This is a genomic window from Kitasatospora sp. NPDC058444 (genome assembly GCF_042721415.1).
Classification (GTDB): domain Bacteria; phylum Actinomycetota; class Actinomycetes; order Streptomycetales; family Streptomycetaceae; genus Kitasatospora.
The window spans coordinates 19,260-34,070 of sequence record NZ_JBHXLL010000048.1 but is presented as its reverse complement, the minus strand read 5'-3'; the positions used below and the strand labels follow the sequence as shown (position 1 = coordinate 34,070).

At 75.9% G+C, this 14,811-nt stretch carries 6 protein-coding genes, 3 tRNA genes and 1 pseudogene; 5 read left to right on the top strand and 5 right to left on the bottom strand.

The genetic code is table 11. The features are described 5' to 3' along the window. Nucleotides 1-15: 15 nt before the first annotated feature. From ACFWP2_RS33480 to ACFWP2_RS33470, 3 genes are all read left to right on the top strand, one after another. Nucleotides 16-87 (top strand) — tRNA-Val (locus ACFWP2_RS33480). Nucleotides 88-131: 44 nt separating this feature from the next. Further along, nucleotides 132-203 (top strand) — tRNA-Val (locus ACFWP2_RS33475). Nucleotides 204-244: 41 nt separating this feature from the next. After that, nucleotides 245-316 (top strand) — tRNA-Val (locus ACFWP2_RS33470). Between the two features lie 300 nt (nt 317-616). On the opposite strand, the gene ACFWP2_RS33465 is transcribed toward ACFWP2_RS33470, so the two are convergent. Further along, nucleotides 617-817, bottom strand: a complete 201-nt coding sequence (locus tag ACFWP2_RS33465; protein ID WP_380458548.1) for a hypothetical protein — start codon at nt 815-817, stop codon at nt 617-619. Between the two features lie 405 nt (nt 818-1,222). On the opposite strand from ACFWP2_RS33465, the pseudogene ACFWP2_RS33460 reads away from it, so the two are divergent. Then, a pseudogene (locus ACFWP2_RS33460) lies at nt 1,223-2,542 on the top strand (serine/threonine-protein kinase); the annotation flags it as partial. 1,274 nt (nt 2,543-3,816) lie between these two features. Here the strand turns inward: ACFWP2_RS33460 and ACFWP2_RS33455 are convergent. Beyond that, nucleotides 3,817-4,629 (bottom strand): TrmH family RNA methyltransferase, encoded by an 813-nt coding sequence (locus tag ACFWP2_RS33455; RefSeq protein ID WP_380458546.1) that lies wholly within the window; start codon nt 4,627-4,629, stop codon nt 3,817-3,819. 89 nt (nt 4,630-4,718) lie between these two features. On the opposite strand from ACFWP2_RS33455, the gene ACFWP2_RS33450 reads away from it, so the two are divergent. After that, nucleotides 4,719-7,460: a SpoIIE family protein phosphatase gene (locus tag ACFWP2_RS33450; RefSeq protein ID WP_380458544.1), complete on the top strand. Its 2,742-nt coding sequence runs from the start codon at nt 4,719-4,721 to the stop codon at nt 7,458-7,460. Between the two features lie 62 nt (nt 7,461-7,522). On the opposite strand, the gene cobA is transcribed toward ACFWP2_RS33450, so the two are convergent. From cobA to cbiE, 3 genes are all read right to left on the bottom strand, one after another. After that, on the bottom strand, nt 7,523-8,770 hold the full coding sequence (cobA, locus tag ACFWP2_RS33445) for a uroporphyrinogen-III C-methyltransferase (RefSeq protein WP_380458542.1): 1,248 nt from the start codon (nt 8,768-8,770) through the stop codon (nt 7,523-7,525). 107 nt (nt 8,771-8,877) lie between these two features. Next, nucleotides 8,878-12,954: a nicotinate-nucleotide--dimethylbenzimidazole phosphoribosyltransferase gene (gene cobT / locus ACFWP2_RS33440; RefSeq protein WP_380458540.1), complete on the bottom strand. Its 4,077-nt coding sequence runs from the start codon at nt 12,952-12,954 to the stop codon at nt 8,878-8,880. 484 nt (nt 12,955-13,438) lie between these two features. Next, on the bottom strand, nt 13,439-14,695 hold the full coding sequence (gene cbiE / locus ACFWP2_RS33435; protein ID WP_380458538.1) for a precorrin-6y C5,15-methyltransferase (decarboxylating) subunit CbiE: 1,257 nt from the start codon (nt 14,693-14,695) through the stop codon (nt 13,439-13,441). Nucleotides 14,696-14,811 lie beyond the last annotated feature (116 nt).

The following is a 14,811-nucleotide window of genomic DNA, read 5'->3' as shown; positions in this document are numbered from 1 at the left end:
GGACCGCCACATCAGGCGCGATTAGCTCAGCGGGAGAGCACTACCTTGACACGGTAGGGGTCACTGGTTCAATCCCAGTATCGCGCACAGTAACGGGCCTTCCGGGGCCTGCTGCAACACCGCCGCACCAGGCGCGATTAGCTCAGCGGGAGAGCACTACCTTGACACGGTAGGGGTCACTGGTTCAATCCCAGTATCGCGCACGTCGGATCCTCCGGGGTCCGCTGCAGGACCGCCACATCAGGCGCGATTAGCTCAGCGGGAGAGCACTACCTTGACACGGTAGGGGTCACTGGTTCAATCCCAGTATCGCGCACAGTAACGGCCGGGGCCGCGATCCGTGAGGGTCGCGGCCCCGGCCGTTTGTCGTCCCTTCCTGATGGTTCCGCCGGCCCGGGAACCCGGGTGTCCGGCCGGGAAACGGGAAGAGCCGCGCACGGACGCCCTCACCGACGTCCGCACGCGGCATCTCCGCCTGCCGGGGCGCTCTGCGCACCGCTCTCGCCCGTCCGCGTGTCATCGCGGCCGCGGCCTCCCCGGCGGCACCGTTCCCCGTCCCCAGGGGATCGGTGCCCGTCTTCGACCGGCCTCGGGGCCGGTGTCCTTCCTCCCCCGCTCAGCGGGTGATCAGATCGGCGACGGCCTGGGCCTGGTTCGCCATCTGCTCCCACCCGCCGAAGAGCAGCACCAGGAGCACGGCGCACGGCAGGGCCATGGCCAGCGCCACGGCGGGGTGCCGCGTGGGCTGCTCCGCGGACCCGGACTGGACGGAGGCCTGCCGACGGCGGCGGGGGGTTCCCGTGAGCTGCGGTGGCATGTCCTTGCTCCTGATCCGGTCGAGTTGGCGCGGTGGACGGCTTACCTCGGGGGACGAGCTCCCCGTCCACCGCTGAACACAACGCTATTGGCCGGGGGTCCTCCGGGCGTCATGCCGTCGTACTGTTCCTCGGACGTCCGGGAGGATGACGATCCGACTCGGGACCTACTACCGCAGGGGGACGGAAGGCTCATCCGACCCCCGAGGGAACCCTGAGGGGGAACCCCGAGAAGCCCTTCGGCGTCCTTGTGACCTGCAGGTCAGTGCAAGATCGGACAATCGCACGCCGGCTTCAGGTGTTGCGTATCAGCACACCGCAGCGGGCAGTCCGTAAGCTGTGCCAGACAGGAACTGACGATGGCCCAACCGACGGGGCCTCACCCACAGGCTGACGGGGAACGGAACATGGCGATGATGCGGCTGAGGCGTGAGGACCCCCGCATCGTCGGGCCGTACCGCCTGCACCGGCGACTGGGCGCCGGCGGCATGGGCGTGGTCTACCTCGGGTCCGACCGCCGCGGACAGCGCGTCGCCCTCAAGCTGATCCGCGCCGAACTCGCCGAGGACCAGGAGTTCCGCACCCGCTTCGCCCGCGAGATCGCCGCCGCCTCCCGGATCCGGGGCGGCTGCACCGCGCGCGTGGTCGGCTCCGACATCGAGACCGAACGGCCCTGGCTGGCCACCGCGTACGTGCCGGGGCCCTCGCTCTACAAGCGGGTCGGCGACGAAGGACCGCTGAACTGGCCGGAGGCGGCCCGGATCGGGGCCGCACTGGCCGACGGACTGGTCAAGGTGCACGAGGCGGGCGTGGTCCACCGGGACCTCAAGCCCTCCAACATCCTGCTCTCGCCCCGGGGCCCGCGGATCATCGACTTCGGCATCGCCTGGTCGCGCGGCGCCAGCACGCTCACCCACGTCGGCACCGCGGTCGGCTCCCCCGGCTTCCTCGCGCCCGAGCAGGTGCGCGGGGCCGCCGTCACGCCCGCCACCGACGTCTTCGCCTTCGGGGCCACCCTCGCGTACGCCCTCACGGGGGACACCCCCTTCGGCTCGGGGGCGTCCTCCGAAGTGATGCTGTACCGGGTCGTCCACGAGGAACCCGACCTCTCGGCCGTGCCACCGCAACTCGCGCCGCTGATCCGGGCCTGCCTGGCCAAGGAACCCGCCGAACGCCCCGGGGCCGCCGCGCTGCACGAGCGGCTCAGCGAGCTGGCGGCGCGCGGCGCGGCAGCCGGGAACCCCGGCGGCGCCCGCGGCGGGCGGCCCGGCCGGGCCGCCCCCGCACCCGCTCCGGCACCCGCCCCGGCCCAGCCGGAGAACGGCCGCCAGAGCGTGCCGGCCCCCGGGCGCTCGCCCGAGCCGCCCGCCGCGGCACGGGCCCGGGCGGCGGCGGGACGCCCCGGCGCGCAGGCGGCCGGAGCCGCCGGACGACGACCGCAGGGACCGGCCGCGCCCGCCCCGCGGCCCGAGGCCACGCCGGTGACCCGCCCGCTGCGGGAGCGCCCGGACCGCACGCAGACCCCGCCCCCGGCCCGGCCCGGCACCATCCCCGGCCCCGGCCCCGGCCCCCGCGACCGGGCGCGTCCCCGGGAGCGCCAGCACACCCCCGCCCCCGGCGCACGGCCCGGCACCGCCCGCCAGCGGCTGCTCCGGCAGCGGCTGGTGGTCTTCGTCACGGTGACCATCGGGGTGGCGCTGGCCATCGCGGCGGCACAGGGCTGCGAGAACCGGGACAAGCAGAGCGTGCGGCCGCCGACCGGCGTGGTGGCGAACACCGGCTCCGGCGGCGAACAGGCCGTACCGGGGACCTCCGCGGACGTCGCGCCGCAGGCCTCCACCACGCCGCTCCCGGCCGTGGCGCGCAGCGCCGCGGACAGCGGGCTGACGCCCCCGCAGGCGCCCGTGCCGACGGTGGACTGGTCCAACCGCAGCTACCCCGACGGGGCCGGCGGGCCGGCCATCGCCCTGCAGAACGGGCACTCGGTCGGGGCCGGGCCCCAGGTCACGCTGAGCGCGGTGCTGCCGGCCCGGTACAAGGGCCTGCCGGCCGCGGTGGTCGTCCTGCGGCGGGCGGAGGGTGCGACCCCGGTCGACCTCGTCCAGCTCTACACCTTCGCCGGGGACACCCCGGCCGCCGCCACCTCCCGCACCTCGGTGGCGGACCCGCAGGCGGCGGCCACCTGGCGGCTGGACGGCGGCACGGTCGTCCGCGAGGAACGCGCGGCCGTCACCGGCGCCGTCACCTCCACCCGCTACACCGTCCGCCCCGACGGCACCCTCGACGAGTCCTGGCCCGGCGCCACCACACCGCCCCCCGCCGCCGCCCCCGCCCCACCCACCTCCCCCACCGGCTGAAGCCCCGGGGCGCGCGCGAGAAGTCGGGCAGGCCGACTTTCGGTGCGGCAGTGAAGCCACCGCCACCGGCGCGGAGACAGGCCCAGCGACACGCCAGAAGTCAGGCGGGCCGACTTCTGGCGCGCGGCGACCCCGAAACCCACTGCGGCCCGGCACCCGGGCGCGTGCGAGAAGTCGGCCCGGCCGACTTTCAGTGCGGCAGTCAAGCCACCGCCACCGGCGAGGAGACAGACCCAGCAGCACCCCAGAAGTCGGGCGGGCCGACTTTTGGCGCGCGGGGCCTACTGCGGCCGCGCCCCTGGGTGGGCGGCCTCGGCGAAGCCTGGCGCACGAGAAGTCGAATCGGCCGACTTCTCGTGCTGCCGGAACAGCGGCGATGCGATCAGGGGCGGCGGCGGGACACGAGGAGTCGCGCTGGCCGACTTCTCGCGAGAGGGAGCCGTGGGTCGGCGGCCCGATGGGGAGCCCCGCGCATACCGGTGTCGGTTCGTCCGATTTCGTCCGAGTTCGCGTGGTGAGGGGCGAGGGCAGGGCGCGAGAAGTCGCAGGGGCCGACTTCTCGTGGGAGGGGGCTGGGGGCGGCAAGCCGGCGGGGAGCCCCCGCAGCGAGAAGTCGGGCGGGGCGGCTTCTCGTGGGCGGGGGGTTACGGGGTGGGGGTGGTGACGGCGTAGAAGGCCACGGCTGCGGCGGCGCCCACGTTGAGGGAGTCGATGCCGTGCGCCATGGGGATGCGGACGGGGTGGTGGGCGGCCGCGATGGCGCGGGGGGTGAGGCCGTCGCCCTCGGCGCCGAGCATGAGGGCGGCCTTGGGGAGGCTGTGCGGGGTGAGGGTGTGGAGGTCGACGGCCGTGTCGGCGGGGGTGAGGGCGAGGAGGGTGAAGCCGGCCTCGCGGACGGTGTCGAGGGCGGCGGGCCAGGGGTCCAGGCGGGCGTACGGGACCGCGAAGACGGCGCCCATGGAGACCTTGACGGCGCGCCGGTAGAGCGGGTCGGCGCAGTCGGGCGAGAGCAGGACGGCGTCCATGCCGAGGGCGGCGGCGCTGCGGAAGATGGCGCCGAGGTTGGTGTGGTCGACGAGAGCCTCCAGGACGGCGACCCGGCGGGCCCCGGCGAGTACCTCGGCGGCGTCGGGGAGGGGCTTGCGCTCCATCGAGGCGAGGGCGCCGCGGTGCACGTGGTAGCCGGTGACGGCTTCGGCGAGCGCGGGCTCGACCACGTGGACGGGGGCGTCGGCCTCGGCGATGACGTCGCCCATCACCTCCAGCCACTTGGGGGTGAGCAGCATCGACCGCATCCGGTAGCCGGCGGCGAGGGCGCGGCGGATGACCTTCTCCCCCTCCGCGATGAAGAGGCCCTCGGCGGGTTCGCGGCGGCGGCGCAGTTCGACGTCGGTGAGGCCGGTGTAGTCGGCGAGGCGGGGGTCGGCCGGGTCGGTGATGGTGCGGGGTTCGGACACCCTGCGATCTTGCCAAGCCCGGGCGGGGAAGGCCAAACGGCGGACGGAGCGGGGTGGTCCTCGGCTGGCCGTAGTGCAAATATGACCGTATGGCCCGAAATCCGGGCCGATCCTGGGCTCCGTCGGCCTCTGGCGCCACTGGCTCCGCCGGCTCCCCCGGTGGGCGCCCACACGGTCGGCCACAGCTGCCGCGTGCGAAGCGGCGGTGGCCGGTGTGGCACCGGTCGGTGGCGGGGCAGGTGTTCGCCCTCCAGGTGCTGGTGGTGCTGCTGCTCGTGGTGGCGGCCGCGGTGGCGCTGGTGGTGCAGTCGCGCAACGACGCCGAGCACGAGGCGCGCAACCGTTCGGTGGCGGTGGCGCAGACGTACGCCAACTCCCCGGGCATCGTCGAGGCGCTGCGCTCCCCCGACCCGACGGCCGTCCTGCAGCCGAGCGCGGAAGCCGCGCGGGTCGCCTCGGGGGTGGACTTCATCGTCGTGCTGAACGAGCAGGGCATCCGCTACACCCACCCGAACCCGGCCCGGATCGGCCAGAAGTTCGTCGGCGTCTACGAGCCCGCGCTGCAGGGGCACGTGGTGACGCAGCAGGTCACGGGCACGCTCGGCCCGCTGGTGCAGGCGGTGGTCCCGGTGTTCGCGCCGGGCGGCTCGGTGGTCGGGGCGGTCTCGGCGGGCGTCACGCTGAAGAACGTCAGCAGCGCCAGCGAGCGGCAGCTGCCGGTGGTGCTGGGGGCGGCGGCGGCCGCGGTGGGGCTGGCCACGCTCGGGACGGCGCTGATCAGCCGGCGGCTGCGGCGCCAGACGCACGGGCTGGGCCCGGTCGAGATGACCAGGATGTACGAGCACCACGCGGCGGTGCTGCACGCGGTGCGCGAGGGCGTGATGATCATCGGCGGGGACGGGCGGCTGCTGCTCTGCAACGACGAGGCGCGCCGGCTGCTGGACCTGCCGCCGGACGCCGAGGGCCGCCCGGTGGGCGAGCTGGGCCTGGAGCAGGCGCCGCTGGAGCTGCTGACCGCCGAGCGCCAGGTGACCGACGAGGTGGTGCTGTCCGGGGAGCGGCTGCTGGCGGTGAACGTCCGGCTGATCGACCAGCCGGGCGGCCTGCCCGGCTGCGTGGCCACGCTGCGCGACTCCACCGAGCTGGCGGCGCTGTCCGGCCGGGCCGAGCTGGCGCAGCGGCGGCTGCGGCTGCTGTACGACGCCGGGGTGACGGTGGGCAGCACGCTGGACGTGACGCGGACGGCGGAGGAGCTGGCGCAGGTCACGGTGCCGCGGTTCGCGGACTTCGTCACGGTGGACCTGGCGGACCAGGTGCTGATCGGCGAGGAGCCGCCGCCGGGCCCGTCGCTGGGGCGGATGCGCCGTGCCGCGGTGACGGGCGTACGCGACGACGCGCCGTTCTACCCGGTCGGCACGGTGCTGGACGTGGTGCCCGAGACCCCGCTGGCCGGGGCGCTGCACAGCGGTGAGCCGGGCATCGAGCCGCACCTGACGGAGGCCGGCGCGTGGCGGGAGCAGGACCCGGAGCGGTCGGCGCAGATGCTGGCGTACGGGGTGCACTCGCTGGTGCGGGTGCCGCTGCGGGCGCGCGGGGTGCTGCTGGGGGTGGCCCGGTTCTGGCGGGCGCAGCGGGCGGAGCCGTTCGAGACGGAGGACCTGGCGCTGGCGGAGGAGCTGGTGTCGCACGCGGCGGTGTGCATCGACAACGCCCGCCGGTACACCCGGGAGCACACCATGGCGGTGACGCTCCAGCACAGCCTGCTGCCGCGCACCCTGCCGGAGCAGACGGCGCTGGAGGTGGCTCACCGCTACCTGCCGGCCCAGGCCGGGGTGGGCGGGGACTGGTTCGACGTGATCCCGCTGCCGGGGGCGCGGGTGGCGCTGGTGGTCGGCGACGTGGTGGGACACGGGCTGCACGCGGCGGCGACGATGGGCCGGCTGCGCACGGCGATCCACAACTTCTCGACCCTGGACCTGCCGCCGGACGAGTTGCTGGGTCACCTGGACGAGCTGGTGAACCGGATCGACCAGGAGGAGGCGGCGGGCGGCGAACGGGCGGGTCCGGCCGGGGCGACCTGCCTGTACGCGATCTACGACCCGGTGTCGCGGCGCTGCACGCTGGCCAGTGCCGGGCACCCGCCGCCGGCCGTGGTGGACCCGCAGGGCCGGGTGGTGTTCCCGGAGCTGCCGACCGGGCCGCCGCTGGGGCTGGCGGTGCTGCCGTTCGAGACCACCGAACTGGAGCTCGCCGAGGGCAGTCGGCTGGTGCTGTACACGGACGGGCTGGTGGAGGACCGGGAGCGGGACATCGACGAGGGGCTGGAGCTGCTGCGGGCGGCGCTGACCGGGCCGCCGCGCACGCCCGACCAGACCTGCGCGGACGTGCTCGGGGCGATGCTTCCGGCGCACCCGCAGGACGACATCGCCCTGCTGGTGGCCCGGACCAGGGTGCTGGCCCCGGACCAGGTGGCGCAGTGGGAGGTGCCCTCCGACCCGGCGGCGGTGGGCGAGGTCCGGGCCGCGGTGGCCGAGCGGCTGACGGCGTGGGGGCTGGAGGAGGCCGCGTTCGTCACCGAGCTGATCCTGAGCGAGCTGGTGACCAACGCGATCCGGTACGGCTCCGGGCCGATCCGGGTGCGGCTGCTGCGGGACCGTTCGCTGATCTGCGAGGTGTCGGACGGCAGCAGCACCTCGCCGCACCTGCGGTACGCGGCGACCGAGGACGAGGGCGGGCGCGGGCTGTTCCTGGTCGCGCAGTTCGCGGACCGCTGGGGGACGCGCTACACGGCGACCGGGAAGGTCATCTGGACGGAGCAGCCGCTGGAGTAGCCCCGGAACGACCGCGGAGTCGGAAGTCGGACCGGCCGACTTCCCACTCCGGCGGGACGGGCTCAGCGCTGGAAGGCCGCGGCCAGCACGTTGACGACGTCGCCGACGACGATGACCGCCGGGGGCTTGACGCCCTCGGCCTCGACCACCGCGGCGACGGTGCCGAGGGTGGCGTCCACCCGGCGCTGGGCGGCGGTGGTGCCCTCCTGGACGATCGCGACCGGGGTGTCCGCCGGCCGGCCGTACTCGACGAGCCGGGCGGCGATCGCGCCGATCTTGTCCACGGCCATCAGCAGCACCAGGGTGCCGCTCATCCTCGCGGCGGCCTCCCAGTTGGTGAGCGAGCGCGCGTCGTCCGGGCCGACGTGGCCGGAGATCACGGTGAACTCGTGGGTCATGCCGCGGTGGGTGACCGGGACGCCGGCCGCGGCGGGGACGCTGATCGAGCTGGAGATGCCGGGCACCACGGTGACCGGCAGCCCGGCCTCCGCGCAGGCCAGCAGCTCCTCGCCGCCGCGGCCGAAGACGTACGGGTCGCCGCCCTTGAGCCGGACCACGAACTTGCCGGCCTTGGCGTGCTCGACCAGGGTGCGGTTGATCGCCTCCTGGGCCATGAACCGGCCGTAGGGGATCTTGGAGGCGTCGATCACCTCGACGTGCTCGGGCAGTTCGGCGAGCAGCTCGCGCGGGGCGAGGCGGTCGGTGACGACGACGTCGGCGTCGGCGAGCAGCCGGCGGCCGCGCACGGTGATCAGGTCCGGGTCGCCGGGGCCGCCGCCGACCAGGGCCACGCCGGCACCGTGGGAGCGGTACTGGCGGGCGGCCAGCGAGCCGTCCCGCAGGCCGTCCACGATGGCGTCGCGCAGGGCGGCGGAGTGGCGCGGGTCGCCGGTGAGGACGGCGACGGTGGCGCCCGCGTCGCGGCCGCTGGCCGGGGTCCAGGCGGTGGCCGCGGCGGCGTCGTCGCTGCGGGAGCAGAACACCCGCTCGCGCTCGGCCTCGGCGCTGACCGCCGCGTTGACGGCGGGGTCGTCGGTGGCGACCAGGGCGTACCAGGTGTCGGCCAGGTCGCCGTCCCGGTACGGGCGGGCGTGCCAGGTGAGCTCGCCGGCGTCGGCCATCGCCTGGACGGCCGGGGTGGTGACCGGCGATATGAGGTGCAGGTCGGCACCGGAGGCGATCAGGGCCGGCAGCCGGCGCTGGGCGACCTGGCCGCCGCCCACCACGACGACGCGGCGGCCGGCCAGCAGCAGGCCCACCGGGTAGGGGGTACGGCCCTCGGTGCTCGGGTGCGGGGTGGGCGCGGTCATCGGCGGTGCTCCTGATCGGGGGTGAGGGTGTGGGGACGGTACGGCACGGCACCGCTCCGCGGTCCGGCGCACCCTCGGGCCGGTCCGCGGAGCGGTGACGGGCTGCGTCAGGCCTTCTCGGTGACCCCGGCGGAGTCGAAGGTGGCTACATCGTGCATCGCCCGGGCGGCGCTCTGCACCAGCGGCAGGGCCAGCAGGGCACCGGTGCCCTCGCCGAGCCGCAGGTCCAGGTCGATCAGCGGGCGCAGGCCGAGCTTCGCCAGCGCGGCCTGGTGGCCGGGCTCGGCGGAGCGGTGGCCTGCGATGCAGGCGGCCAGCACCTCGGGGGCGATGGCCTTGGCGGCCAGCGCGGCCGAGCCGGCGATCACGCCGTCCAGGATCACCGGGGTGCGCAGCGAGGCGGCGCCGAGCAGGAAGCCGGCCAGGGCGGCGTGCTCCAGGCCGCCGACGGCGGCGAGGACGCCGACCGGGTCGCTCGGGTCGGGCTGGTGCAGGGCCAGCGCGGCGCGGATGACCTCGATCTTGCGGGCGTGGGTCTCGTCGTCGATGCCGGTGCCGCGGCCGGTGACCTCGGCCGGGTCGAGGCCGGTGAACACCGAGATCAGGGCGGCCGAGGCGGTGGTGTTGGCGATCCCCATGTCGCCGGTCACCAGTGCCTTGTTGCCCGCCGCGACGAGGTCGCGGGCGGTCTCGATGCCGACCTCGATGGCCTTGAGGGCCTCCTCGCGGGTCATCGCCGGGCCCTGGGTCATGTCGGCGGTGCCGGGACGGACCTTGCGCGGCAACAGGCCGGTGGCGCGGCCCTGCTGGACGGCGTCCGGCAGTTCGGCGGCGACGCCGACGTCGACCACGCAGACCTCGGTGCCGATCTGCTTGGCGAAGGAGTTGATCACCGCTCCCCCGGCCAGGAAGTTGGCGACCATCTGGGCGGTCACCTCCTGCGGCCAGGGGCTGACGCCCTGGGCGTGCACGCCGTGGTCGCCCGCGAAGATCGCCACGCAGGCGGGCTCCGGGATCGGCGGCGGGCACTTGCGGGACAGGCCGCTCAGCTGGGCGGAGATGATCTCCAGCATGCCGAGCGAGCCGGCCGGCTTGGTCATCCGCTTCTGGCGGTCCCAGGCCTCGCCGAGCGCCTTGGCGTCCAGCGGGCGGATGCCGCGCAGGGTCTCGGCGAGCAGGCTCTGCGGCTCCTCGCCGGGCAGCGCGCGGTTGCCGTACTGCTCCTCGTGGACGACCCAGGACAGCGGGCGCTTCTTGGCCCAGCCCTGCTGCTCCAGCTCGGGCTCGCCCGGGAACTCGTCGACGAAGCCGACGCACAGGTAGGCGACGACCTCCAAGTGCTCGGGCAGGCCGAGTTCGCGGACCAGCTGCTCGTCGTCGAAGAAGCTCACCCAGCCGACGCCCAGGCCTTCGGCGCGGGCGGCCAGCCAGAGGTTCTCGACGGCCAGCGCGGCCGAGTACGGGGCCATCTGCGGCTGGGTGTGCCGGCCCAGGGTGTGCCGGCCGCCGCGGGTGCGGTCGGCGGTCACCACGATGTTGACCGGGGTGTCGAGGATGGCCTCGATCTTGATTTCCCTGAACTGCTTGGCCCGGCCCTTGGGCAGCGAGTCCGCGTAGGCCTCGCGCTGGCGCTCGGCCAGGGCGTGCATCCGCCGGCGGGTCTTCGCCGAGCGGATCACCACGAAGTCCCAGGGCTGGGAGTAGCCGACGCTGGGCGCGGTGTGGGCGGCCTCCAGGACGCGGATCAGCACCTCGTGCGGGATCGGGTCCGGGCGGAAGCCGTTGCGGATGTCGCGGCGCTCGCGGATCACCTGGTGGACGGCCTCGCGGCCGGCCTCGTCGTAGCCGGGGGCGGCGGGGCCGCGCGGCTCGGCGGGCTCCTCGGGCTGCTGCTCCGGCTGCTCCTGCGCCTCCTCGGCGGCGGGCTGGGCGGCGGAGTCCTCGGTGGTCCCGGGGGCTTCGGTGGCCTCGGGGGCTTCGGGGGCCTCGAGGGCTTCGGCGTTCTCGGCGGCTTCGGCGGCGGGCTGCTCGGTCTGCGGCTGCTCGATGCCTTCGGCGGTCGCCTCGGCGGCCTGCTCCTGGGCGGGCTCGGCCTCCGCGGCGGCGGGCTCGGCGACGGCGGAGGGCTCCGCAGCGGCGGCGGGCTCGGCCTCGGCAGCGGCCGGGGCCTGCATCTGCTCGGCAGCGGGCTCCGCGGGGGCCTCGGCCTCCTGGGCGGCGACGGGCTGCTCGGCGACGTCCTCGGCGGGCGCGGCCTCCACAGCAGGCTCAACGGTCGCGACGGCCTCGGCGGCGGGCTGCTCGGCGGCCTCGGCGGGCTGCGCCGCCTCCGCCCCGGGGACGGCCTCGGCCGGAGCCTCGACAGTCGGCTCGGCGGCCGGCTCGGCGGCGGCCTCGGCCTCCGCGGGCGCCTCCGCGGGTGCCTCCACGGTCTGCTCCGCGACCGGCTCGGCGGGCCCCTCGGCCGGGACCTCGGCCTGCTGCTGCGGCTGCTCGGCCTCCGCGGCAGCCTCGGCGGACTCGACGGCGGGCTCGGTGACGGCCTGGCCGGAGGGCATCTCACCGGTGCCCGCGGCGGTCTCGGCGACCGGCTCGGCGGCGGCCTCCGTCGCGCTCTCGCCCTGGTGGGCCTGCTCGGCGGCCTCGGTCACCGCGGCCACCGGAGCGGACTCGGCGCCCGCGACGGCCTCGGCGGGCTGGGCGGGCTCGACGGCCTCGACGACCGCGACGGCCTCGGCAGCGGGCTGCTCGGCGGCCTCGGCGGCCGCTATCGGCGCGGGCTGCTGCGGGGCCGTCTCCTCGACGACCGGAGCCTGCTCGGCCTTCCCGACCTTGGGCAGACCGTGCGGGGTGGGCGCGGCGAGGAAGGCGGAGATCCGGCGCGGCTGACCGGCCGGGGCCACGGCCTCGGGCTGCTCGACGGACCCGGCGGGGCCCTCGGCGACAGCACCCTCGGCGACGGCGGCTTCGGCGGCGACGGCTTCGGCGACGGCGGGCTCGACGGCGGGCGCACCGGCCGGCTCGGCCACCGGCTGGGCGGCCTCGGCCTGGGCCGGTTCGGCCACGACGGCCTGCGGCGCGAGCGCGACGGCCTCCGCGGCGGTCCCGGCGGCCTGGGGATCCTGCGAAACCTGCGGGTCCTGCGGAACCTGGGGAGCCGTCACGTCCTGCGCGGGCTGGACGGGGACGGCGTGGACGGCCTCCGGCGCCTCGACGACCTCGATCACCTCGATCGCCCCGACCACCTCCACCCCCAGCACGGCCTCGACCGGCGGAGTGCCCAGCGGCACCTGCTGGGCGTGCTGGACCTGCTGGAAGTCCTGCGCCTGCGACGGCTGCTGCCCGTCCACGGCCGGAACGCCCGTGACCGGAACGCCCACGACCGGAACGCCCGCGGCCGCCGGAGCGGCCGGAGCCACCGGGGCGGCCTGCGGCGCGACGGCGGGAGCCGGGGCGGGGGCCTCGGCCATCGGCGGACGGCCGACCACCGGGATCCCGTGCGCCGGCGTGCCGCCCTGCGAGGGACCGCGGTCGGCCAGCGAGCGGACCGGCACCTGGCCGGTCATCAGCGACGGGTCCGGGATCGGCGGACCGGCGTGCAGCGGCCGACGCGGCTGCTGAGCCTGCGTCACCGGCTGCTGCGGCTGCATCTGGACGGGCTGCTGCTGAACGGCGTGCTCGGCGCCGAGCACCGGCGGGTCAACCGGCGGCCAGGACGGCTCGACCGGCGTGCCGTCCTGCTGCGGCGCGAGCGGCACCTGCTCGGCCGGGACGGCCGCGACCGGCTCGCCCCAGGAGCCCTGCGGGCCGGGCATCAGCAGCACGTCGTCATCGTCGTCCAGGCCGTCCGGCGTGTCGGGCTGGTCGAGGAAGTGGAAGGCCGGGCGCGGGGCGCCCTGGTCGACGGCCCAGCCGTCGCCGGGCTGGCCCGGCTGGGGCACGCCGGGAACACCCGGAACGCCGTAGCCGTGCTGGCCCTGCGGCGGGATGACGCCCGCGCCCGGAGGCACCGCGCCGGGGACACCGCCGATCGGGGCCGCCGGGTTCGGGATCGCACCGCCGTCCGTCGCGACGCCCTGGAGGGGTGCAACGCCCGCGACGCCCTCCGGTCCGCCGAGCGGGTCCGGCCCGGCGTGCAGGTGCTCCGGCAGTCCCTCGCCCGGGACGTGGCCGCCATCGGTCATTGTCAAAGCTCCTTCCAGGCCGCTGCCGCGCCCTCGGCGACACGATCGCCGATCGCAGCGCCCATCCGCACGGGCCGAACCAGCACCGGCCCGCCCCTAACCACACGCGGCCGCCGCGCCGTGGCGCTGCGGCCCAAGTCCCATCCGGCGCGCTGCGGCACCCCGGTCCTGCGTACCGCCCGTACGGGGCGGCACATCGTCTGAAACAACGACAACCCGGAGCAACCGGCACGACCGCACCGGACCCTACGGCATTCTCCAGGTCCGGCACGAGGCCCGTCGAATTGCCCACACTCCGAGCGGAATCGGATCGCACCGCGTCAAAAAGGTGACAAACCGACCGAATCGGGTGGGTCGCCGACCGATGTGGCCGTCCAGGACGTCACACTACCGGCACGGCGCGGTCACCTCTCGAATCGGTGTCCGGATGCGACCTGGATCACCGTCGACGCCACCGGACGGCCCCGGCGCGTGCCCACGGCCTTCACACGATCTGCTCACCCCAGAGCACCAGCGCGCCGGTTCCGGCCGCCCCCAGCGTCAGCCCGTCGCCCTCCCCCGCCTGCCGCAACGGGGTCGCCTGGAGCAGCGCGCCGTCCGCCCGGTAGCCGGCCCCGTCGATCGCCCGGCGGATCTCCTCCGCCTCGGCGAGGGTCCGGGGCAGCGCGACGAACCGTTCGGGCCGGCGGGCCAGTACGGCGCGGACCACGTCGAGGCCGCCGGACTCCACCACCGCCGCGTCCGGCTCCGGCAGGCCGCCCAGCACCTCGGGGCCGCTCCCGTACACGGCCTCCACCTCGACGCCGTAGCGGCGGGCGTTGACGGTCAGCCGGGCGCAGGCCGAGCGGGAGCCCTCGACCGCGACCACGGCGGCGCCGAACCGGGCGGCCTCCACCGCGAGGGCGCCGCTGCCGGCGCCGACCGACCAGACCAGGTCCCCGGGGCGTGCCCCCAGCCGGGCCAGGACCAGGGCGCGCACATGGGCGGGGAGCGCCTCCGGTGCGCCCGGTTCGTCCTCCGTGCGCCCGGCGCCCGCGTAGGCGTCACCGGGGAGCGCCCAGCCGCGTTCCGCGCCGGGGTAGCCGACCGGGCGCCCGGCGAGCCAGCCGGCCGCCTCGTCCACGGCGGCGGCCTGGGCGCCGCCGCCGATCACCAGCACCACGTTGGGGTCGCGCCACACGTGGTCGGCGATCCGGTCGGAGGTGAGGACGGTGACGTCCTCGTCCGGGGTGCCGAGGGCCTCGCAGACCACGAAGGTCCGGTGCACCCCGTGCAGCATCAGGGCGAGTTCGGCGGGCCCGGCGCCCGGCGCGGTGAGCACCGCGACCTTGGGGTGGGCCCGGCAGATGTTGGCCGCCCGGCGCAGCCGTCCGCCGTGGACGCTGACCACCTGGGCGTCCTCCCAGGGCATGCCGGCCCGGGCGAAGGCGGCGGCCACCGAGGAGACGGCGGGCAGCACCTCCAGTTCGAGGCCGTACTCGGGGCGGCGCAGGGTGCGCACCACCCCGAAGAAGCCCGGGTCGCCCTCGGCGACCACGACGGCGGCGCCGCGGTGCTCGGCGATCCTGCGGGCGGCCTGCCGGACGTTGCCGAGGGTGATCCGCTCGGCGGTCTCCGGCACCGGGAGGGCGCTCAGTTGGTAGGGGGCTCCGGCCACCAGGGTCGCCGCGGCCAGGGCCGCGCCGGCGGCCTCGGTCAGCGGTGTGCCGTCCCACCCGATGACCGTGATCCGGTCAGCCATCTGCGGCCGTTCTCCCTCGCCTCGGTGCGCCACGCGATCCGCCGTCGTGCGGTGCCGGTCCAGAGGCTACCGGGTGCGGTACCCCGGAACCCGACATCTCGCACACATGTCCGCGC

Excerpts from the sequence above, each read along its gene's own strand:
- cbiE (WP_380458538.1), bottom strand. The coding sequence starts at position 14,695 with ATGGCTGACCGGATCACGGTCATCGGGTGGGACGGCACACCGCTGACC.
- cobT (WP_380458540.1), bottom strand. The coding sequence starts at position 12,954 with ATGACCGATGGCGGCCACGTCCCGGGCGAGGGACTGCCGGAGCACCTG.
- ACFWP2_RS33450 (WP_380458544.1), top strand. The coding sequence starts at position 4,719 with ATGGCCCGAAATCCGGGCCGATCCTGGGCTCCGTCGGCCTCTGGCGCC.
- cobA (WP_380458542.1), bottom strand. The coding sequence starts at position 8,770 with ATGACCGCGCCCACCCCGCACCCGAGCACCGAGGGCCGTACCCCCTAC.
- ACFWP2_RS33465 (WP_380458548.1), bottom strand. The coding sequence starts at position 817 with ATGCCACCGCAGCTCACGGGAACCCCCCGCCGCCGTCGGCAGGCCTCC.